This is a genomic window from Mucilaginibacter mali (assembly GCF_013283875.1).
Taxonomy (GTDB): Bacteria; Bacteroidota; Bacteroidia; order Sphingobacteriales; family Sphingobacteriaceae; genus Mucilaginibacter; species Mucilaginibacter mali.
Genome location: NZ_CP054139.1, coordinates 2273982 through 2294056 on the forward strand (window position 1 = coordinate 2273982; position 20075 = coordinate 2294056).

At 45.6% G+C, this 20075-nt stretch carries 19 protein-coding genes; 10 read left to right on the forward strand and 9 right to left on the reverse strand.

Annotation, left to right across the window (positions count from 1 at the left end):
* Positions 1-42: 42 nt before the first annotated feature.
* Positions 43-1218, reverse strand: a complete 1176-nt coding sequence (locus HQ865_RS09580) for a pyridoxal phosphate-dependent aminotransferase (protein WP_173414686.1) — start codon at positions 1216-1218, stop codon at positions 43-45.
* A gap of 34 nt (positions 1219-1252) precedes the next feature.
* Positions 1253-2845, reverse strand: a complete 1593-nt coding sequence (locus HQ865_RS09585) for a flavin monoamine oxidase family protein (protein WP_202020464.1) — start codon at positions 2843-2845, stop codon at positions 1253-1255.
* 222 nt (positions 2846-3067) lie between these two features.
* Here HQ865_RS09585 and HQ865_RS09590 point away from each other — a divergent pair, with 222 nt between their 5' ends.
* From HQ865_RS09590 to HQ865_RS09600, 3 genes are read left to right on the forward strand one after another with little or no spacing between them, the layout of a single operon-like run.
* Positions 3068-3430, forward strand: coding sequence for a BlaI/MecI/CopY family transcriptional regulator (locus HQ865_RS09590; RefSeq protein ID WP_173414687.1), 363 nt, complete (start codon positions 3068-3070; stop codon positions 3428-3430).
* A gap of 5 nt (positions 3431-3435) precedes the next feature.
* Positions 3436-5331, forward strand: a complete 1896-nt coding sequence (locus HQ865_RS09595) for a M56 family metallopeptidase (RefSeq protein WP_173414688.1) — start codon at positions 3436-3438, stop codon at positions 5329-5331.
* A 43-nt stretch (positions 5332-5374) separates the two neighbouring features.
* Positions 5375-6373, forward strand: coding sequence for a hypothetical protein (locus HQ865_RS09600; RefSeq protein WP_173414689.1), 999 nt, complete (start codon positions 5375-5377; stop codon positions 6371-6373).
* A 74-nt stretch (positions 6374-6447) separates the two neighbouring features.
* On the opposite strand, the gene HQ865_RS09605 is transcribed toward HQ865_RS09600, so the two are convergent.
* The gene (locus HQ865_RS09605) at positions 6448-7533 is read right to left on the reverse strand and encodes a DNA topoisomerase IB (protein WP_173414690.1); all 1086 of its coding nucleotides are present in this window, start codon (positions 7531-7533) and stop codon (positions 6448-6450) included.
* 247 nt (positions 7534-7780) lie between these two features.
* Here HQ865_RS09605 and HQ865_RS09610 point away from each other — a divergent pair, with 247 nt between their 5' ends.
* The gene (locus tag HQ865_RS09610) at positions 7781-8797 is read left to right on the forward strand and encodes an aldo/keto reductase (RefSeq protein WP_173414691.1); all 1017 of its coding nucleotides are present in this window, start codon (positions 7781-7783) and stop codon (positions 8795-8797) included.
* 124 nt (positions 8798-8921) lie between these two features.
* On the opposite strand, the gene HQ865_RS09615 is transcribed toward HQ865_RS09610, so the two are convergent.
* Entirely contained in the window at positions 8922-9209 is a 288-nt protein-coding gene (locus HQ865_RS09615) for a hypothetical protein (RefSeq protein WP_173414692.1), read from the reverse strand.
* A gap of 115 nt (positions 9210-9324) precedes the next feature.
* Here HQ865_RS09615 and HQ865_RS09620 point away from each other — a divergent pair, with 115 nt between their 5' ends.
* Positions 9325-10632 carry a tetratricopeptide repeat protein gene (locus HQ865_RS09620; protein ID WP_173414693.1) on the forward strand — a complete coding sequence of 436 codons (1308 nt, stop codon included), beginning with the start codon at positions 9325-9327 and terminating at the stop codon, positions 10630-10632.
* On the opposite strand, the gene HQ865_RS09625 is transcribed toward HQ865_RS09620, so the two are convergent.
* Positions 10595-11179, reverse strand: a complete 585-nt coding sequence (locus HQ865_RS09625; RefSeq protein ID WP_173414694.1) for a riboflavin synthase — start codon at positions 11177-11179, stop codon at positions 10595-10597. The two genes, HQ865_RS09620 and HQ865_RS09625, sit on opposite strands and share 38 nt — an antisense overlap.
* A gap of 65 nt (positions 11180-11244) precedes the next feature.
* Here HQ865_RS09625 and HQ865_RS09630 point away from each other — a divergent pair, with 65 nt between their 5' ends.
* Both HQ865_RS09630 and HQ865_RS09635 read left to right on the forward strand, forming a co-directional pair.
* Positions 11245-11712 (forward strand): NUDIX domain-containing protein, encoded by a 468-nt coding sequence (locus HQ865_RS09630; protein WP_173414695.1) that lies wholly within the window; start codon positions 11245-11247, stop codon positions 11710-11712.
* A 63-nt stretch (positions 11713-11775) separates the two neighbouring features.
* A complete protein-coding gene (locus tag HQ865_RS09635; protein WP_173414696.1) occupies positions 11776-13014 on the forward strand; it encodes a TPR end-of-group domain-containing protein in 1239 nt (412 codons plus the stop codon).
* On the opposite strand, the gene accC is transcribed toward HQ865_RS09635, so the two are convergent.
* Positions 13015-14499 carry an acetyl-CoA carboxylase biotin carboxylase subunit gene (gene accC / locus HQ865_RS09640; RefSeq protein ID WP_202020465.1) on the reverse strand — a complete coding sequence of 495 codons (1485 nt, stop codon included), beginning with the start codon at positions 14497-14499 and terminating at the stop codon, positions 13015-13017.
* Between the two features lie 267 nt (positions 14500-14766).
* Positions 14767-15135 (reverse strand): VOC family protein, encoded by a 369-nt coding sequence (locus tag HQ865_RS09645; RefSeq protein WP_173414698.1) that lies wholly within the window; start codon positions 15133-15135, stop codon positions 14767-14769.
* A 100-nt stretch (positions 15136-15235) separates the two neighbouring features.
* Here HQ865_RS09645 and HQ865_RS09650 point away from each other — a divergent pair, with 100 nt between their 5' ends.
* The 3 genes from HQ865_RS09650 (at position 15236) to HQ865_RS09660 (ending at position 18549) form a co-directional block, all read left to right on the forward strand.
* Positions 15236-16135, forward strand: a complete 900-nt coding sequence (locus tag HQ865_RS09650; protein ID WP_173414699.1) for an ABC transporter ATP-binding protein — start codon at positions 15236-15238, stop codon at positions 16133-16135.
* Positions 16136-16140: 5 nt separating this feature from the next.
* Entirely contained in the window at positions 16141-17451 is a 1311-nt protein-coding gene (locus HQ865_RS09655) for an ABC transporter permease (RefSeq protein ID WP_173414700.1), read from the forward strand.
* Between the two features lie 171 nt (positions 17452-17622).
* Positions 17623-18549, forward strand: coding sequence for a Ppx/GppA phosphatase family protein (locus HQ865_RS09660; RefSeq protein ID WP_173414701.1), 927 nt, complete (start codon positions 17623-17625; stop codon positions 18547-18549).
* Here HQ865_RS09660 and HQ865_RS09665 read toward each other — a convergent pair whose 3' ends face one another.
* A complete protein-coding gene (locus HQ865_RS09665; RefSeq protein WP_173414702.1) occupies positions 18550-19308 on the reverse strand; it encodes a carboxypeptidase-like regulatory domain-containing protein in 759 nt (252 codons plus the stop codon).
* A 9-nt stretch (positions 19309-19317) separates the two neighbouring features.
* Positions 19318-20055, reverse strand: a complete 738-nt coding sequence (locus HQ865_RS09670) for a carboxypeptidase-like regulatory domain-containing protein (protein ID WP_173414703.1) — start codon at positions 20053-20055, stop codon at positions 19318-19320.
* Between the last annotated feature and the right edge of the window lie 20 nt (positions 20056-20075).

Genomic DNA, 20075 nt, shown 5'->3' on the forward strand with positions numbered 1-20075 from the left:
TTGTTTAGAAATAGATATTTGTCCCGGTGGTATTAAGCTTGATTATGATATTTGTTTAAACGCTTCAGCAAAGGCCTCCATCTCGTCCATGCGGCCAATGCTTACACGGCAGTAATCTTTGCCATTCATTTTCCATGGGCGCACGCTTACGCCCCGGTTGTTCAGCTCCTGTACAAAGCGCTGGGCCTCCATTTTAACAGGGAAAAGCACAAAGTTGGCCGATGAAGGAATATAATCGTAACCCTCCTTCTTCAATACAGAATACAGATACTCTTTAGAAGCCAGGGTCTTCTTCAAGGCATCCTGCAAAAAATCGGTCTCCTGGTAAGCGGCTATCGCGGCAGCTATAGTAAGCGCGTTAAGGCTCATTACGCCGGTAGCGTAACCGCTTAGCGTACGCGCTGTTTGTGGCTGCGCGATGATATAGCCACAACGCAAACCAGCAAAGCCATACAATTTAGAGAAAGTGCGGGCCACGATAATGTTACTGCCTTTCTTCACCATATCTATCATGGTAGCGCTTTTCGGGTCGGGCATATAATCGATGTAGGCTTCATCAACAAAAACCATGGTCTTTTTACTTACGCGTTCGCAAAAATCCTTTAGCTTTTGGGTATCTACTACGGTAGCTGTAGGATTGTTAGGGTTACAGATATACACCAGGCCTGTATTGGCATTTACTTTAGCTTCCATGGCATCCAGGTCGAGTTTATAATCGGATGTCATGGGCACCTTTACCCATTTAGAGCCTAACCGCTCGGCGTGCGATGGCAGGTCATCGTACGATACCTCGCCCGAGATGATCTCCTTGCCACCCATGCCATAAAATGTACCGGCCGCAGCCAGTATCGGGGTCGAACCGGCATCCATCAGGATGTTTTGCGGGGTAACGCCCTCGTGTTCGGCAATCTTCATCATCAGCGTGCGCGTATTGGCAAAAGGATACTGATAGCTGGTATCAATGGCTTCCTGTATGGCCTTCTTTGCGGCAGCTGATGGCCCGAACGGGTTCTCGTTAGCCGAAAGACGCGCCTTCATTACCGGTGGCGCCTGTAATATGGCCTCCCGGTCGGTAAGACAGCTATTTAAAGGGCTTGCTAAAGATTGCTTAAGCGGCATTGCCGATAGTTTTTCTAAAGTTCCTGATGCAACAGCCAGTCCCCCGGCCATTAAAGCGCTGGTTTTTATCCAGTTTCTGCGATTGAGTGAGGTAGCCATGTGTTTAGTTTTTTGTTTGTTCAGTTAATATCGATTATCCCTTTGCACCCTGTGCCGGGTATTTAATGCGTTGTTCGGTTATGCGCGCATGTAATGCCGCCACAACGCTCCTCGCGGATTCGAAGGCACCCGCCATCCAGGCATTCAGGTAGGTTAAATGTTCGCCCGCGAAGTAGACACGCCCATCGGGTTTTAGCAGCGCTGGGTATTGGTTTTTACGGGCATCGGTGGTGTACTCGGCCCATCCGCCCAAATTGTATTTAGTTTTATGCCAGCTTACCGAGAACGATTTTTCAAACTCAGTATCATACTGCGGGTGTACCAGGCGGCCTTTTTCCAGCGCCAGTTTTTCACGGTCGGCATAGCTTAACTCGCCGGTGCGTTTAGCTTTATCGTTAAAGTTGTAGTAGCCGATCAGGATGCCCTTTTTACCCAGGTAATCGTAAGATGGGTAGAAGATCTGCGTCAGCTCGTTATTGGTATGGGTGATGCCGCCGTAAATATGGTCGTCCTCTTCCCAAAAGCGGCGTTTAAATTGCAGACCGATCTTACCGGTCTTCATATAGTCGATATAATCGATCGCCCGGCTCACATCCGACGAAAAATTGTTATTGATATTACTTAGCACCGGCAAGGGCAATGTGCAGATACACATATCGCCGTTAAGGCTATGCATACCTTGCGCGTCCTTATATTCAATAGTTACGCCATTAGCTGTATTGGTGATCTTTGTTACCTCGGCACCCAGTTTCAGGCTTTGGGCAACCTTTTTCTCCAATGCCTTCGCTATCTGATCCATCCCGCCAACCGCCTGAAACATGGTCATCTGCAACTCGTAGGTGTATTCGGCCACATTATAAAAATCGGGGTCCATCAGGCCGGAGTGGATAATATCCGCCAGTTTATGCGGATCAGATATTTTGCCGGGCCTATCCCCGGCTCCTGGTGCTTCACTATAACCACGGCGGGCGGATGCTTTATAGAGTTTATCGGTGTCAAGACCGCCCTCAGCGCGCAGGTATTCGATCACCTTTTCGGCATCCTCTTTGGTCAATGCTGCATCCAAATTGCCATGATCCATGGTTTTGGCCAGCATCTCGGTCATATAACCGCGGATATCGTTATGTACTTCACGTACGCGGACCTTTTTATTGGATAGCGGGCCTTTACCCTCTGCAAAATAATATGCCCCCTCATTTACGTTATTATAAACCTGTATCGGTACGTTCAGTTCCTTACAATAATGGAGGGTTAGTTGATGGTGATGTGGTATCCGCGACGGGCCGGCGTTAAAATAAAGGCCATCATCAAAGTGCGCGGTGGCAATAGGTTTATCTGTTTCGGTATTGGTACTGCCATTGCGGATACTCCAGCACCGGCCACCGGCGCGCTGCCGGGCCTCTAATATGGTACAGGTGTAACCCAGTTTGGCCAACTCATAAGCGCTGGTCATACCGGCTAAACCACCACCCAATATAATGATATGCTTGCCTGCTACCCTGCCTTCAAGGTTAAAAGCGTGCGCGGGTGCGGCACGAAGCATGCCCAGGGCCATCATAGCCGGGTACGCGCCGCCTGCAAGCATCGCGCTCTTACCTAAAAAGTCTCGCCTGGATATTGTTTTCAAATGAAATTGTGGTTTGGTACTGTTAAAGATAGCGTTTTGTATGATCTCAGTGCAATTGGTAACACTTTTTTTAGATAATTGAAGAGAAACTTGTGCATAGTCTACTGATATTGTCGTATAAATAGGCGTATAAGCCTACATAAAATTGATCTGTTAAAATTTGTTAAATAGTTTTGTTTATTACGAAACTTTCGTAGGTTTACATTGCAATCAAAACAGACAATGGAAAAATTAACAATACAGGAAGAAGAAGCAATGCAGGCCATCTGGCAAACAGGCGGTGGTATCATCAAAGATTTTTTAGATGTGATGAACGAGCCGGCTCCCCCCTACACCACCCTTGCATCAACTGTGAAAAACCTGGAACGCAAGAATTTTGTAGCCAGCGAAAAACATGGCAATACCTATCGCTACAAACCAACCATTGTAGAAGCCGATTATAAAAAACGTTTCATGAACGGTTTTGTGAGCGATTACTTCCAAAATTCGTACAAAGAGTTGGTTACCTTCTTCGCTAAAGAAAAGAAGATCAGCGCCAACGAACTGCAGGATATTATCAACCTTATCGAAAACAATAAAAAATAAACGCTATGCCGGCCTTGTTTATTTACCTGATAAAAGTGAATGTAGCCCTGCTCATTTTTTGCGCCGGGTATTACGCTGTACTGCGCCACCTTACCTTTTATAACCTCAACAGGATATACCTGGTAACGGCTATTGTTTTTTCAACGCTGTATCCCAGCGTCAACCTGTCGGATTTTCTGAACCGTCACGAGGAGATCTCGCGCCCGATACAGGTTGTCATCGTCAACTGGCAGGAACCGGTTAAATCTATAACCAAAACATTTTTGGGCCGCGATGTTTGGTTTTGGCTGCAGGCCGCTTTTTGGACGGGTGTTATCCTGTTCGCTATCAGGCTGGGGATGCAATTGCTTTCGCTGTATCGCCTGCATAAACGCTCGGAACCGGCGCAATTGCACCACTATGTTATCAGGGTGATCAGGGGTAATATCAACCCATTCTCGTTTTGGCAAAGCATTTATATCAACCCGGATAATCACGATCCGCGCGAGTTGGATGCCATACTGGAACATGAGCACATCCATGTAAGCCAATGGCACACGCTGGATATACTGCTGGGCGAGATCAGCGCGATATTTTATTGGTTTAACCCCGGTGTATGGTTAATGAAAAGGGCCATCCGCGAGAATATTGAGTTTATAACCGATAATAAAATATTACAAAAAGGTGTCGATTGCAAAGCTTATCAATACAGCCTGCTGAACGTAAACTTCGGCGCGCAGGGTAACGCGATAGTGAACCATTTCAACATCTCCACCATTAAAAAACGCATTATCATGATGAACGCTAAAAGATCTTCGAACGTAAACATTACCCGGTACCTGTTTTTGATACCTGCCGTAATGATGTTATTATTAGTATTTTCGGTATCGAAAGCTGAACTGAACAAAGCGGTAAAGACCACCAGCGCGCATATGATGCGCACTTTTAAAACGGTAATCACCAAGATAGACCTGCTACCCGGTAATGAAGAAAACACCGCGGCAGTTACCCGCGAGCCATCGCCGGTATTAAGCGCAGTAAGCACCATACGTTTCGACTCGGACACTACACCTGTAAAAGCAACCGAACGTACACTTTTTGCCGACACTGGCAGAAAAATAACCCTTAAACTCAAGGGTGGCAATAGCGACGAGCAACCGGATATTTATTTAGATGGAGTTAAGATGAGCCCCGATGCTTTAAGTAGTATAAACTCCGAAAGCATTTCTAATATTAATGTAATTAAAAATTCGACCAGCGCGCCGCATGGTGTTATACGGATTGTTACCAAAGGACATGAAGATAAAGATGTAACCGGACATTTCTTGATAGACGGACATATATTAATAGACACTACGCCGGTAAACATTAAAGGCAGGATTAACGCCATAAGTTTAACTAAACCCGTTGAAGGGCTGATGATAGACGGCAAGCCAAACGAGGAAGTGATCGTAACCGGTTACTCATCGCGAAATATCACCAAAGTGCGCCTGAACGGTAAGGACGTACCGGCATCGGATGTACATAATGTGCAGGTTAAAGGCGACTCGATAAAAGCGCTGATGATCGCCTCTAAAACTGGCGCCCGGACGGTGGGTGGTACGCAGATATATAGTTTAAAAAAGGCCGATGGTAAAAACAGCCTCGATTCGGTAACTGTGAGGAATGTGGTTGGTATATCAACAAGGTCGGCACAGCTAAAACCTGGAAACGCCTTTGCTTTTAGCACAGCGCCTGTTACTATTGATAAACTTTCGGAATTGCTGATTATTTTGAACGGCAAGGAAATTACCCAAAAGCAATTCAAAAAAGTATCAGCCGGTGATTTGGAAAGTGTGACTGTATTAAAGGATGCGGCCGCTATTGCCAAATATGGCGATAAAGGCAAAAAGGGCGTACTGATCGTAACCACTAAAAAATAGCGGTAAAGCTTAATTTTTCAACCTAAAACAAGCCAAAAATCTGATGAAAGGATATTTGATGGGATTGCTATGCCTTGTAACGGACACAGTCGGCGCGCAAAATTATACCATTACCTTTAAAACAAGAGATGCGGATAGCACTAAGCGCCTGCGGATAGCCATGCCGGTTGGCGGTACAGCCTTCCCGGTGCAACAGGTTTATAATTTAAGCACCGGCAGCCCTCAGAAGATTGTTAACAACGCTACAGTTCCCGGTTGCATACAGGTTTATTACGGCAAAAGTTACCTTTTTTTCATCGAGCCTCAAAAGAGCTACACCATTACCTTTGAAGATCAGTACGCGCAACAGCCATTCACGTTTACAGGCGATAATGCGGAGGGACAATACCTGTTAAACAAACTCCAGCACGCTGATTATCAAAGCAAAGGCGACGCTTATATAGCTAAAGATAGCATATTCGCAAACGTGCAAGCCAGCATTAATAACGATGAAACAGCCGAGCGTGAACAATACACCACATTGCTGAAGCAAAAAAAGATAAACGATACCTTTTACCAGTTCGCCGTAAACGAGGGCGCCTATTATTATGCCTCCGTGCTGGCATCTATCATCTTTACCAAAAACGATCACAAAGAGTTTACCGATGCCTGGCCAAACTTGTTTAAGGCGCATAGCTTAACAGATCCAAGGGCCTTGGCTAATACCAGTTTTTACGATTATGCCGATCAGTACGCTGGTTACTATAAAACATCGTACTACCGCAAGATCACCAATACAGTTAAGCGTTTCGATATTCGTAAATCCAACGATTACCTGGTAGACTGGTACCACAAATACGCCGATAACCTGCCCGAACCGGCAAGAGAGTACCAGTTGGCCCGCTTCCTAAGCCGGTTTATTAATATGAAAAAGTACGAGCCAGAACTGGTTGAGCTATATACCGATTTCAATAAACATTATCCCCAAAGCATTTACGATAGCCATCTGAAACCTGGCATAAATGAGATCATCGCCTTTCATCAAAAAGCCAAAGCAGGTTAAAGCAACGAAAACAAGATAGCGGATGATTACCTATCTGAATCCATTTGAGTTTCATGTTCAGTTAAATAGTTAGATCAACTGGCTTCGGCCAGTTTTTCTGTTTCAAGCAGGTGTAGTAATGCCTTTTCGGCGGTATTCAGTTCGGCTGCCTTAATATCCTGGTGCCCATCAATCGCTTCAAGATACCTGAACAGGTGTCCCTCCTCATAAGTTTTTATTACCGTTGGATGCACGTAGTATTTTTTGCAAACCGTGCGCGTATTACCCAGGTTAAGCGCCACCTCATCAAGCACGCTGACGATCTTCTTTTTACATTCGGATACGGTATCAAATTCGCCGGCCTCCTTAAAGGCATACAGCGCGCTCACACTGCCGGCCCAGGTACGGAAATCCTTGGCGGTATAGTCCTCCCCTGTTATCTCCTTTAAATAATTATTCACGTCGCCCGATCCAACCGAACAGCGCTCGCCATCGGCATTATAATACTGAAACAACTCCTTGCCGGGGATATCACGGCACTGCTTCACCAGCCGGGCCATTTTGCGGCTTTGCAGGCTCACTTTATGGAAAACGCCTTTTTTGCCCTTAAACTCAAAATTGATCTTAGCCCCATCAACTTTTACGTGCTTATTCATCAGCGTAGTTAAACCGAATGAGCCATACAGTTTTTTATACGATTCGTTCCCTACCCTGATGCTGGTCAGTTCCATCAGTCGCACAATGAGTGCCACCACTTTTTCATGATCCAGATTATGCCGGTTCAGGTCTTTATCTACCTGCTGCCTGATGGCCGGCAAAGCAGCCGCGAAGCTTTGCAGGCGGTGATATTTAGATTGGTTGCGGATCTGGTTCCAATGCGGATGGTAGCGGTATTGCTTACGCCCGGCGGCATCTGTGCCGGTAAATTGCAGGTGGCAATTCTCTTTCGCCGAGATCCAAACATTGGTATAAGCTGGCGGGATCACCAGCTTTTTGAACCGGTTGACCAACTCCTTGTCCTTAACCAGCTTACCATCAGCATCGTAAAAGGCAAAACCACTGCCTAGTTTTTTACGGGTGTAGCCCGGTGTGCTGTCGGCACAATAACAAAGGCCAACGGCTTTAGCGGTTACTTTAGGGTCGCGGCCTATCTTCTCAAGTTTTTTTAACAGGCGGTTCATATTGTTGATGAACAATAATTGGGTGTTTAAGGTTTTATTGTTAGTGGCAATTTAACCACAAAGCCCACAAAGAGAGGAAGCACAAAGTTCACAAAGCTTTTATAAAGTGTAATGAGCCTTTGTGAACTTTGTGAAAACCTTAGTGTACTTTGTGGTTAAATTGCCCCTAATGCCTCAAGTTTTACCTTTTATTGACCATTATTAATCTTAAAACACCCAACTTCATATTTACATCAACTAAAATTCTATGAAATACAACTTTTTAGGTAACACCGGGCTGTTAGTGTCCGAATTATGTTTTGGCACCATGACTTTTGGCGGCAGCGAGGGTATGTGGGGCGCCATCGGCAAAATACAGCAGGATGAGGCCAACGACCTGATCAAAACCGTTGTAGATTCTGGTATTAACTTTATCGATACCGCTAACGTTTACTCATTCGGGCTTTCAGAAAGCCTGTTGGGACAATCGATAAAAACCCTTGGCCTAAACCGCGATGAGTTGGTTATTGCCACCAAGGTGCGCGGTAAAATGAGCGAGGGGAAGAACGATATCGGCCTGTCGCGCTTCCATATCTTCAATTCGGTAGACCTGAGTTTAAAGCGCTTGCAGCTTGATCATATCGACGTGCTGTATGTGCACGGCGTTGACAAGCGCACACCAGTTGAAGAGATCATGCGTTCGCTAAACGATATCGTAATGACCGGAAAGGTACGTTACGTAGCCGTTTGCAACTGGCCGGCCTGGATGGTGATGCAAGCCAATGGCATTGCCGAAAAGAACGGCTGGCATAAGTTTGTAGGCATGCAGTATTACTACTCGCTGGCAGGGCGCGATATCGAGCGTGAGGTATTGCCCTTGGCCATTGATCAAAGCATTGGCGTAATGCCTTGGAGCCCGCTGGCCGGAGGCTTTCTATCAGGCAAGTATACCCGCGATACCGAAAAAGCAGGCGACTCGCGCCGCGACGTGTTCGACTTCCCTCCTGTTAATAAGGATAAAGCTTACGATATTATTGATGTGATTGCCGAAATAGGCAAGGCGCACAATACATCGGCGGCACAAATTGCCCTGGCATGGGTAAGGCATCAGCAGGGAATTACCAGCACCATCATTGGCGCTAAAAACACGGCCCAATTGCTGGATAACATCAAATCCACAGAAGTTGAGCTTTCGACAGATGAACTAAAGCGAATTAACGAAGTAAGTGCGCTGCCAAAGGAATATCCCGGCTGGATGGTAGAACGCCAGAATGAGGGACGATAAGATAGAATCAAGAATATAGATTCAAGAGACAAGACTATAAATGCGAAAGCCGGTCAAAATTGAGCGGCTTTCGCATTCCAGTCCTGATTCCTGACTCTTCAAGTCTTGAATCTAAACTCCTGGGCTACTTACCCATCGCTTCCTGCTCCTTCAGCGCGGCAACATTGTTACTGCTGCTAAATTTGTCGGTTTTAACGGCGAAGTCTTCTAAGATACCGGCAATGGTATCCAAATTATCCGATACACGCTGATGCATATCGGGCAGATCTTTTTCCAGGCGCCTATCGCCCAGGTCAATATTATCAACCTCTATCTTTGTTAGTTTTTGTATGATGGCCTGCTGGCTGTTTTTCAGATCCTCTAACTCGTGGACTATCTTTTCCATCAGGGCAAACTTCTTCAAAGTATCCATTTTGTTTAATAGTTTATGGTGAATTAATAATAGTCCAACAGCCAAAAACAATAATTTGTTTAAAAATTTGGATGTTTGACTACAAACTAATACTTTAGTTAAATATTAACTGACTATGAAAACTACCCTACTCACTTTAGTATTTGCCTTATTGTTTTCGGTTACATTTGCACAGCAGGCCACCAGGGCCGACGACGCGCTATTGTTAGAATACTACCAGGCCCAGCGCTACCAGGATGCCGCCGATTATCTGAAGAAAACCTTCCCCGAGCCTGTTACCGATATCAAGATTCTGGCTAAACTGGCCTACACCACCAACATGGCCAACAAGCTGCCGGAGGCCCAAGCCTATTATGAGCGTATCTATAATATAGATACCACTAACGAAGGCGCTTTGTTCAGCATAGGTAACATTAATTTGAGGCGCGGGAATATGCCGAAGGCTGAAGTTTATTTTAAACGCATCCTTTTGCAGGACACCACTAACTTTTCGGTTTATACCAAGCTGGCGGCCATCGCGTCGAATAAAAAGGATACTACTGCTACCCTTAGTTACCTGCAAAAAGCCAATAAGCTAAACTTTTTTGATGTAGATGTGGCTGTTGATTTGAGCACGCTGTACATGGCGCAAAAAAAGTTCGACCTGGCACTGGCGGTATTAAATAAAGCATCAGAGAGTGATCCGGATAATATCTATATCCTGATCAACATGGCCACGCTTACTTTTAAGGAGAAAAAATGGCAGGAAACGGTTGATGCCTGCAAAAAACTGATTTCCCTTGACGCCGCCGATGGGCAGGTGATGTATAAGTTAGGCGTATCGTACTACAATTTAAAAAACTACGCCTGTGGTGCTGAAGTGTTAGCAGGTATGGATGACCGGGATCAGACTGAATTTAGCGATTACTATGCTTCGCAGTGTTATAAGGGCTTAAAGGATTATAAATCATCCATAGTTTGGTTAAACAGCGCGTTAAAACAAGGTATAACCGGTAATGCATCAGCTTATTACGGTGAGATAGCCGACAATAACGAAAAGATGGATCAAAGCAAGAAGGCGGTACTGGCATATCAAAAAGGCTTACAATTTAGAGAAGACCCGGCTATATACACAGCACTTGCTGATCTGTACGCCACCAAATTAAACGATAAGGTAACCGCGGCCAAATACTACAAAATGGCGGTGGCAAGCTATCAGAAAATGATACCGGATAATGGCAACCCAATGAACATTTATATGCTGGCCAATATATTTGACGCCCAGCTAAAAGATACGGCAAGCGCTATTAAATACTATAAGAAATTTTTAGATGCAAAGCCATCAAAGTCGCAGCAAAACTTTATTAATTACACCCAAAGTCGCATCGGGCAGTTGCAAAATAAAACTACCGCTGCATCAAGCGGGCAACATACTTCCCAATAATATCAAACTCCAGGTTCACGGTATCGCCAACGCAAACGTTCTGCAAATTGGTATGCTCGAAGGTGTAAGGGATAATGGCTACCGAAAAGCTGTTATCCCTTGAGTTTACCACCGTCAGGCTGATACCGTTCACGCATATCGAGCCTTTCTCAACCGTTACATTGCCTTTAGCAGCATCATACGCAAAGGTATATTCCCAACTACCATCCAATTCTTTAAAGCCAACGCATTCCGCGGTTTGATCCACATGGCCTTGTACGATGTGCCCATCTAACCGGGCATTCATTTGCATGCAGCGCTCCAGGTTTACCAAATCGCCCATTTTAAAATGGCCGATATTAGTTTTATTCAGCGTTTCTTCAATTGCGGTTACGGTATGGCCGCCATCGGCAATGGCTACTACGGTAAGGCAAACACCGTTGTGGGCTACAGATTGATCGATCTTTAATTCGTGTGATATAGTCGACGATACGGTAATATGCAGATTGCCCTGATCTTGCTTCAGATCGGTTACATGGCCTAAGGTTTCAATTATTCCGGTAAACATAGGGCGAAGTTAGATATTAGCGGTAAGAGATTAGTGATTAGATTGTAAAATGATAGATTTACAAAATGGCAAAGCAAAGCGCGGGCATATTAGCTTACCGGGTAAATGATGATGTTTTAGAAGTTTTCCTCGTACATCCAGGCGGCCCATTTTGGAAAAATAAGGATGCCGGGGCATGGTCTATTCCCAAAGGCGAGTTTAATGATAATGAAGAACCGCTTTCCGCTGCCCGTCGCGAATTTGAAGAAGAAACCGGTCAAAGCATTGCTGGCGATTTTATTGAGCTGAAGCCCGTCAAACTCAAAAGCGGCAAAACGGTTTATGCCTGGGCTGTAGCCGCTGAGGTTGACGAAAATAGTATCCAAAGCAATACATTTGAACTGGAATGGCCGCCCAGATCGGGTAAGATGATACAGGTGCCGGAGATCGATCAGGCCGGATGGTTTGATGTGCCGGCGGCAATGGAAAAGATAAATCCGGCGCAGATGGCCCTGATAGATGAACTCGCGAAATTGCTGAAAGCGAATAGCTAAAATATTTTTCATAATCACTGCAACATTTTGATTCTATAAAGCATTTTGTAAAAAACTATTATCATGAAAAAGCTGGCCTTATTATGTGTTTTCTGCGTGGCAGTTGGTACAACTTATGCTCAACAGCAGCAACCAACCGATGAATTTGGGATCTTCAACGCCAAAGTTGAGGCTGAACGATATGCCGCAAGTCAGAAGCAGGATTATACAACTGCCGACAAGGTTTTATTAAGCTGGATAGATAAATACGACAACTCACCGGACGCGGTAAAACTGAAATATAAGGGCTACCGGGGAAACATCTACTATAACCTGGCCTGTTACGAATCATTATTAGGCCATAAGGAGAACGCGCTAACCGCCTTTGAAAAATGCCAGGCCTTGGGCTATAACGATTACGCCCACACCATAACCGATACCGACCTGAACAACCTGCACCAGGAAAAAAGATACCTCACCGTTGTACAAGCCATGCGCGAAAAAGGCGATATGGGCTATGTATTGCAAAAATCAGGAGCTTATAAAAAGGAAAAAGCAGCCAACGCGCCGGCATTCAGCTATCAATCAGCCAACACGCCCGAACTGGTTAAATTGAAGAATACCTTCAATTTAGATTCGGTTGCGGGTAATAAGGATGAGATCAGCAAGTTTAAAAACCTGCTATACTGGGCGCATAACCAGGTAAAGCATGATGGTAGTTCCAGCAACCCGCTGTCAAGAAACGCTATCGACCTGATCGCCGTTTGTAAGAAAGAGAACCGTGGTGTTAACTGCCGAATGATGGCCACCATTTTGCGCGATGCCTACCAGGCAGAGGGTTTTCAAACCCGCGTAGTTACCTGTATGCCAAAGGATACGTTGGATAACGATTGCCATGTAATTACCGTGGTATGGTCTAAAACGCTGAACAAATGGCTTTGGATGGATCCAACTTTTAACGCTTACGTTACCGATACCAAAGGCAACCTGCTGAACATTGAGGAAGTTCGTGAGCGCCTGGTTCGCTCAGGCACTAAGGAATTGGTTTTAAACGATGATGCCAATTGGAACAATCAAAACAAGCAAACCAAAGATTACTACCTGGGCTACTACATGTCTAAAAACCTTTACTGGCTGCAATGCGCTGCAAAAAGCGAGTGGGATATCGAAACCGCAAAAACCGGGAAGGCCCCTATTCAATATATTAACCTGTATCCGGGCAGTTTTACCACGCTGCATATTTCGGGCGGCTCGGTAAAGGAATCGAACAGGTTTGCAACTACTAACCCAACTTATTTCTGGCAAAAGCCGGCAGCGCTATAATTAGTAGCTGCGGCGGTTTTTCACCCAGTTTGATGTCTCGGCAACAGCTGCTGGTGCGGCCTTAACGCCTTGTTTGGTATTGAGTAATTGCTCCATTACCAGCGCGGCGATGAAAGCTTCATTAATATCCTCGGTTTGCAGCATTTCAGGTGCGAAGTACTTTTTTACAAAGTGGGTATCAAACTGGCCGCATGTAAAAGCCGGGTGCTGCATTACAAACTTACCGAAGCCTAAGGTGGTGGTGATACCGGTTATGGTATACTCATCAATCGCCCTGATCATGCGCTCGATAGCCTCTGTACGGTCTTTACCGTAGGTGATCAGTTTGGCTATCATCGGATCGTAATAGATGGGGATCTCCATACCTTGTTCAAAGCCGTCGTCCACCCTAACGCCCGGACCTTTGGGGGTAACGTAGGTTTGCAGCGTACCGATATCCGGCAGGAAATTATTAGCCGGGTCTTCGGCGTAAACACGCAGTTCAACCGCGTGACCGATGATATTCAGATCTTCCTGCTTAAAGCTGATGGCCTCTCCCCTCGCAATCCTGATCTGCTCTTTTACCAGGTCTATGCCGGTTATCAGTTCGGTTACGGGGTGTTCTACCTGCAGGCGGGTGTTCATCTCCAGGAAGTAGAAGTTTAGCTGCTCATCCAGGATAAACTCCACGGTGCCCGCGCCGGTATAGTTAACCGATCGGGCCACATCCACAGCGCATTTTCCCATTTGTTGGCGTATCTCCGGTGTCAGTACCGATGACGGCGCCTCCTCTATTACCTTTTGATGGCGGCGCTGTACCGAGCATTCTCTTTCAAATAAGTGTACGATGTTATCATGCGTATCACCTAAAACCTGTATCTCGATGTGGCGTGGCGAGGACACATATCTTTCAATAAACACGGAGCCATCGCCAAAGGCCGATGTAGCTTCTGATACGGCCAGTTGCATTTGCTCTTCAAAATCGGCGGCTTGCTCTACTATGCGCATGCCTTTGCCGCCACCACCTGCGGCGGCTTTAATTAATATAGGGAAACCCACCTCTACCGCGCGCTTTTTAGCTTCGGCTACATTGGTAATGGCCTCCTCGGTGCCGGGCACCATGGGGATATTATACTTTAACGCGGCTGCTTTGGCTGATAGCTTATTACCCATTACCTCCATCGCCTCGGGCGATGGGCCGATCAATATCAATCCCGATTCTCTGACCAGGCGGGCGAACACCGGGTTTTCTGAAAGGAAGCCATAGCCGGGATGAATAGCTTCGGCGCCGGTTTGGCGGCAGGCATCGATGATCTTTTGCCCTACCAGGTAGCTTTGATTACTGGGCGCTTCACCTATAAAAACGGCCTCATCGGCATAGCGCACATGCAGGGCATCCCTGTCGGCGGCCGAGTATACGGCTACGGTTTTTATCCCCATTTCGCGCGCGGAGCGCATTACCCTTAAAGCTATTTCGCCACGGTTGGCAACCAGTATTTTTTTCATGCTAAGCATCAAAGTTAGTAGAAATGGTGGTATCACCTCATATTATTTAATTAAAATACGGAGTGAATCGTGGTGCTTTTGAGTGGTTTTAGGCTGTTTTATTGCCCGTTTTAGAAAAAGTAAAATGCAGGATAGTATAATAACTGTCAACATAGATTCATCAAGCCGATAATATCAGCCCTTATAAATCAACCATGACAAGATAATAATTCGCGATAACATTGTTGGTGACGTAGGTGTGCCCTTTTCATACGCTATTAAATATTTTTATTTTTTCACCACTACTACCCTATACCCATCCGGATCGGTATAAGTTGATCCATTTACTTTCCAATATGGATTCTTAGCCGTGACTTCTGCCACACCCTCATCCTTAAACCTCTCAGCCAATCGCCGATAATCCTCTGCCGTATCCGGGTAAAACACCAGCAGGTCGTCTTCATCGGACTGATGTACAGGAGCTTCATCGGTAGCGGTAAACTCAAGGTGCCAGTCGGCCCCGGGCAAGCCCAGGAAAACGCCATCGTAGCCATCATGCCCGGTAAAACTGCCCAATACTTGCATACTTAACAAGCGTGTATAAAAATCGGTCAGCAACTGCAAATTGGCGGTGTGGCGGGCTACTCTTAATTTCATAATGGTAAAAATCTGTTTTTTTAATCAGAACATAAATTAACTGTAACATAATTGTTGTACTTTCATCTAACCATCAAAATCAAAATAACTGACCCCACACATGTTAAGCATCCGCAATATTGTGAAGCAATACGCCGGTCACCGCGCGTTAAGCGATGTAAGTTTAGAGGTAGAGGCCGGGCAGATCTTCGGGCTTTTAGGGCCCAATGGCGCCGGTAAAACCTCCCTTATCCGTATCATTAACCAAATAACCGCCCCCGATAGCGGCGAGATCTATTTCAACGGCGAAAAGCTGAACCAAAGCCATATCGAGCGCATTGGCTACATGCCCGAGGAACGCGGCCTTTACAAAAAGATGGAGATCGGCGAACAGATGATCTACCTGGCCCGTTTGAAAGGCCTTAGCCGTGCCGAAGCGCAAAAGCGCCTGAAATACTGGTTCGAAAAGCTGAAGATAGAGGCCTGGTGGAATAAAAAAGTGGAAGAACTATCCAAAGGGATGCAGCAAAAAGCACAATTTGTGGCCACCATTTTGCACGAGCCGGAACTGATCATCCTTGACGAACCTTTTAGCGGCTTCGACCCGGTAAATGCCGAGGAAATTAAGGAAGAGATAATAGAATTAAACAAGCGGGGCTCTACCATCCTGTTCAGTACCCACCGTATGGAATCGGTAGAGGAAATGTGCAGCGCGATAGCTTTGATCAATAAATCAAAAAAGATATTGGACGGCAAGGTGCGCGATATCCGCAACTCGTACCGTAACGATACGTACCTTATTGAATATACTGGCGATAAATTGGTATTAGACGGCAGCCAGCCATTTGAGGTATTACACGAAGCTGTTAACTACGATAGCCACACTATCCGCGTGCAGTTAAACGGCAAAACATCAAACGATGTATTACAGTACCTGATCCCTAAGGTGCAGATAAATATGCTCAAGGAAGTAATACCAAGCATGAATGAAGTATTTATTATGAACGTAAACCAAAAATAAAAGCCATGAATAAAGTTTTCCTCATTATACAGCGTGAATACATGGTGCGGGTAAAAAAGAAATCTTTTTTACTGATGACCTTTTTGGTGCCCGGACTTATCCTGATCATGTATGCCGTAATAGGTGTATTACTGGTGAATAAAAGCGGGCAGGAACTGTCGGTTGTAAACGTAATTGATAAAAGCGGAGTTTTTAAGGGCAAATTTAAAGACACCAAACAGGTTAAATTTGTAACCGGCGAACAGGATATTGTTAAAGCCAAAGCCGAATTAAAAGATCACAATACCTTTTACGTGCTCGACATTGCTGCCGATTATACCAAAAAAGACGCAGTGCAGGTATACGCTGCAAAAACGCCCGGCCTGGAACCATCTAACCAGATAGAAAATCAGATGAACGATATAGCCACAAACGATCAGATGGTTAAAGCGGGCATCGACACTGCCAGCCTGCACAAAATACGGAGCAACATAGATGTAAACACCAAACAATTAACCGAAACCGGCGAGAAGGACGCGGGCGTAGGCGCGGCATTAGCCATGAGTATTGCCGGGGCCATATTGGTTTACATTTCGCTGTTTATTTACGGCGCGCAGGTAATGCGTGGTGTGCTTGAAGAAAAAACCAGCCGCATTATTGAAGTGGTGGTATCATCTGTAAAGCCTTTCCAATTAATGATGGGGAAAATTATAGGTGTTGGCATGGTTGGCCTTACCCAATTTATGTTGTGGATCATACTTTCGGCAGGAGTTAGTGTTGTTGCCACCGGGGTGATCTTTAAAAATAAGGTTCCTGCACAAACCGAAATACACGGGAAAAAGATAGTTGCACCACAATCAACAGTGCCACAAAGCCCCGTGGTTAAATTCTTTTCGGGTATTGATAGCAGCAACGTTGTAAAAGAACTGGGAGGTTTTATCTTTTACTTCCTCACCGGGTATTTATTGTACAGCGCCTTGTTCGCGGCGGTTGGTTCGGCGGTTGATAGCGAAACGGAAACGCAGCAATTTATGTTTCCCATCACGCTCCCCCTGCTATTTACCTATATACTTTCGGTAAGTTATTTATTCCAGGCGCCAAATAGCACCCTGGCCGTATGGCTTTCGATGATACCATTTACCGCGCCGGTAGTAATGATGGTGCGCATGCCCTTCGATCCACCGGCCTGGCAAATTGCGCTGTCGGCTTTTATGATGATCGTAGGCTTCCTGTTCACTACTTGGGTGGCAGCACGTATTTACCGTGTAGGTATCCTGATGTATGGTAAAAAAACAAGCTATAAGGAACTGGCAAAATGGTTCTTTTATAAAGAGTAATACACACTTCTAAATCTCCCCGAAGGGGGAGGCTTAAAAAACTTCCCAAACCCTTCCCCTCGGGGAGGGTTTGGGAGATATCAAGACACACCAAACCCAAAACAATATCAACAATTATTATCCCCGCAAATTGTAAAAACATTTGCGGGGATTTTTTAGTTTTATACCTGCATGAACAAACCTATAGCCGTAATGGATCTGGGCACCAACACCTTCCACCTGTTGATTGCCGAAAACAACCCCGACGACCCTAAAGAACTTTTACACCTGTACGAACCGGTGCGCCTGGGCAAAGGCGGCATTAATAAGGGCATTATCCAGCCCGATGCCTTCGAGCGGGGCATTAACACCATGCAGAAGTTTAGGGATAATATGGACAGGTTTAATGTGGGACAGGTAAAAGCTATAGCTACATCGGCCCTGCGCAGTACATCAAACGGTAAGGATTTTATAGCAAAGGTAAAACAGCAAACCGGCATACAAATAGAGGTGATAGATGGCGAACGCGAGGCCGGATACATTTACCGGGGTGTTAAAGCTTCAGGTTGCCTTTCGGGCGATAATAGCCTCATTATCGATATCGGCGGCGGTAGCGTAGAGTTTATTATCTGTAACGATCATGGCATCAGCTGGAAGCAAAGCTTCGAGATAGGTGCAGCCCGGCTAATGGAGCGCTACCACGAGGTAGACCCCATCAGCGCCGAATCGGTAAGCGAGCTGCAGGGGTATCTCGACCAAATACTCGTCCCGCTTTTTGAGGCAGCTAAGGATGTGCACATCCAAAAACTCATCGGCTCATCAGGCGCTTTCGAAACCTTTGCCGAGGTGATGGAACTGGAAAAAGGTCACCACTTTGATCTGAAAGCCATTAAAAGCATGGAGTTGAATACGGAAGAGTTTGAAGAGCTGACCGCCCGGCTCATCTCCTCATCGCATGATGAACGTGCCGCTACCAAAGGCATCATCCCCTTACGGGTGGATATGATCGTTGTAGCATCGCTGATAACCCGTTATGTGATGGACAGGTTACAGATCTACCAGGTAGCTATGTCGATGTATTCGCTTAAAGAAGGGGTTTTGGCGGAGTTGCTGGGTTGATCAACCGAAAATCTTTTTTGTAGGCTGTTTAATTAGATGCTCATACAATCGCCTAAAGAAGGATGGTCGCTGCTTTGTTACCACGGTATAAATAGCGCCACCTGTTACGGTGGCCTTCAAATGGCTTTTGTAACCCACTATGTTAGCCCGGCTGCTGCTTGTTAATTCCAGGTCGATGATTTGATTGCCCGCCACTATTGCAGAAACCTGTTGCGGATGATATCCGGTAAAGCTTACCATCAGCGAATCGGTGCCTTCGGGTACATTAATACTGTATTTTCCATCCGGCCCGGTTACCGTATGAAAGGTAGTTCCTTTTGCACAGATCACTACGCCGGGTAAAGGCGCTTTATCGGCGCTGTCGACAATGGTTCCGTTAATGGTTTTAAATACTATAGGTTTTGCCGGTTTCGATTGATGGACAGTTCGGTGCTTAATTGTTTTATGCTGCGCGTAAGCACCGCTAACGGGGATGGCAAAAAACAAAGATGCGGCCAATCCGAAGCGCTTCCAGCTAAATTTAGCTTCCTTCGGCGTGTTCAATTCCCTGTTTATACTTTCCAATTGCCATAAATTTACGCGTCCACATGTATTGATGCTATTGGTAATGGTATCGATGATCTGCTGATTGCTCATCACCGTAAAGTCGGTTACCGTTTTGCAGCAATAGGCGCAGTGCCTGCCGCCGGTCGAGGCCATCATCTCATCCCAGTTTTGGCTGCAGGGTTCGGGGATGCTGATTTGTTTAAGCGTCTTCATGGTTACTCACTAATATCTGTTATTTAAATATTTTTTAACGGGCTGCTTTACAAAACGGTAGTAAACACGCTTAAAAAATGGCGGGCGTTTTATAATAACCTCACCCATCATCATTTCTTTCATTTTTAGTAGCAATTTTATCTCCTGTTGGCTATCGGTAGCAGCAATACGTACTGTTTGCATCTCAAAACCTATAAATGTAATTGTCAGTTCCGTTGCCGATTGAGGTACCTTTAAAGTAAAGTTTCCATTTTCATTTGCCATTGTGCCTATTGTTGTTCCGCTAACTTTAATAGTAGTACCGGGTAGTGGCAAGCCATCGCTAACGCTTAAAACAGTACCGGTTATTGTTTTAAACCGGGTGCTATCCTGGCTGGCCATTTCACCAGGTATTTTTTTTTCGTCAATTTGTTCAGTTCCGGGCTTTTTGGTTGTGGTTTGCGATTTTGATTGATTAGATAACAGGAGAATTCCCGCCATTAAAGCCAAATGTTTCCAAAAGCTTTTACGGTTGCTTATCGCGCGTAGGTCCCGGTTTATATGCTCAACCTGCCAGGGCTCAAACCGGCCGCAAATTTTATTACTGTTCGATAACAGATCGATGATCTGCTGATTGCTCATCACCGTAAAATCGGTCACCGTTTTGCAGCAATGGGCGCAGTGCCTGCCACCAGTCGATGGCGTCATCCCATCCCAGTTTTGGCTGCAGGGTTCGGGGATGCTGATGTTTTTGATGCTCTGTATCATTTTTGGTAGACAAATTATAT

What these genes read in the sequence shown, in the direction of transcription:
- HQ865_RS09600 (WP_173414689.1), top strand. Translation starts at nt 5,375, where the DNA reads ATGAAAGGATATTTGATGGGATTGCTATGCCTTGTAACGGACACAGTC.
- HQ865_RS09635 (WP_173414696.1), top strand. Translation starts at nt 11,776, where the DNA reads ATGAAAAAGCTGGCCTTATTATGTGTTTTCTGCGTGGCAGTTGGTACA.
- HQ865_RS09605 (WP_173414690.1), bottom strand. Translation starts at nt 7,533, where the DNA reads ATGAACCGCCTGTTAAAAAAACTTGAGAAGATAGGCCGCGACCCTAAA.
- HQ865_RS09595 (WP_173414688.1), top strand. Translation starts at nt 3,436, where the DNA reads ATGCCGGCCTTGTTTATTTACCTGATAAAAGTGAATGTAGCCCTGCTC.
- HQ865_RS09670 (WP_173414703.1), bottom strand. Translation starts at nt 20,055, where the DNA reads ATGATACAGAGCATCAAAAACATCAGCATCCCCGAACCCTGCAGCCAA.
- accC (WP_202020465.1), bottom strand. Translation starts at nt 14,499, where the DNA reads ATGAAAAAAATACTGGTTGCCAACCGTGGCGAAATAGCTTTAAGGGTA.
- HQ865_RS09580 (WP_173414686.1), bottom strand. Translation starts at nt 1,218, where the DNA reads ATGGCTACCTCACTCAATCGCAGAAACTGGATAAAAACCAGCGCTTTA.
- HQ865_RS09650 (WP_173414699.1), top strand. Translation starts at nt 15,236, where the DNA reads ATGTTAAGCATCCGCAATATTGTGAAGCAATACGCCGGTCACCGCGCG.
- HQ865_RS09620 (WP_173414693.1), top strand. Translation starts at nt 9,325, where the DNA reads ATGAAAACTACCCTACTCACTTTAGTATTTGCCTTATTGTTTTCGGTT.
- HQ865_RS09630 (WP_173414695.1), top strand. Translation starts at nt 11,245, where the DNA reads ATGGCAAAGCAAAGCGCGGGCATATTAGCTTACCGGGTAAATGATGAT.
- HQ865_RS09655 (WP_173414700.1), top strand. Translation starts at nt 16,141, where the DNA reads ATGAATAAAGTTTTCCTCATTATACAGCGTGAATACATGGTGCGGGTA.
- HQ865_RS09615 (WP_173414692.1), bottom strand. Translation starts at nt 9,209, where the DNA reads ATGGATACTTTGAAGAAGTTTGCCCTGATGGAAAAGATAGTCCACGAG.
- HQ865_RS09590 (WP_173414687.1), top strand. Translation starts at nt 3,068, where the DNA reads ATGGAAAAATTAACAATACAGGAAGAAGAAGCAATGCAGGCCATCTGG.
- HQ865_RS09625 (WP_173414694.1), bottom strand. Translation starts at nt 11,179, where the DNA reads ATGTTTACCGGAATAATTGAAACCTTAGGCCATGTAACCGATCTGAAG.
- HQ865_RS09660 (WP_173414701.1), top strand. Translation starts at nt 17,623, where the DNA reads ATGAACAAACCTATAGCCGTAATGGATCTGGGCACCAACACCTTCCAC.
- HQ865_RS09665 (WP_173414702.1), bottom strand. Translation starts at nt 19,308, where the DNA reads ATGAAGACGCTTAAACAAATCAGCATCCCCGAACCCTGCAGCCAAAAC.
- HQ865_RS09610 (WP_173414691.1), top strand. Translation starts at nt 7,781, where the DNA reads ATGAAATACAACTTTTTAGGTAACACCGGGCTGTTAGTGTCCGAATTA.
- HQ865_RS09645 (WP_173414698.1), bottom strand. Translation starts at nt 15,135, where the DNA reads ATGAAATTAAGAGTAGCCCGCCACACCGCCAATTTGCAGTTGCTGACC.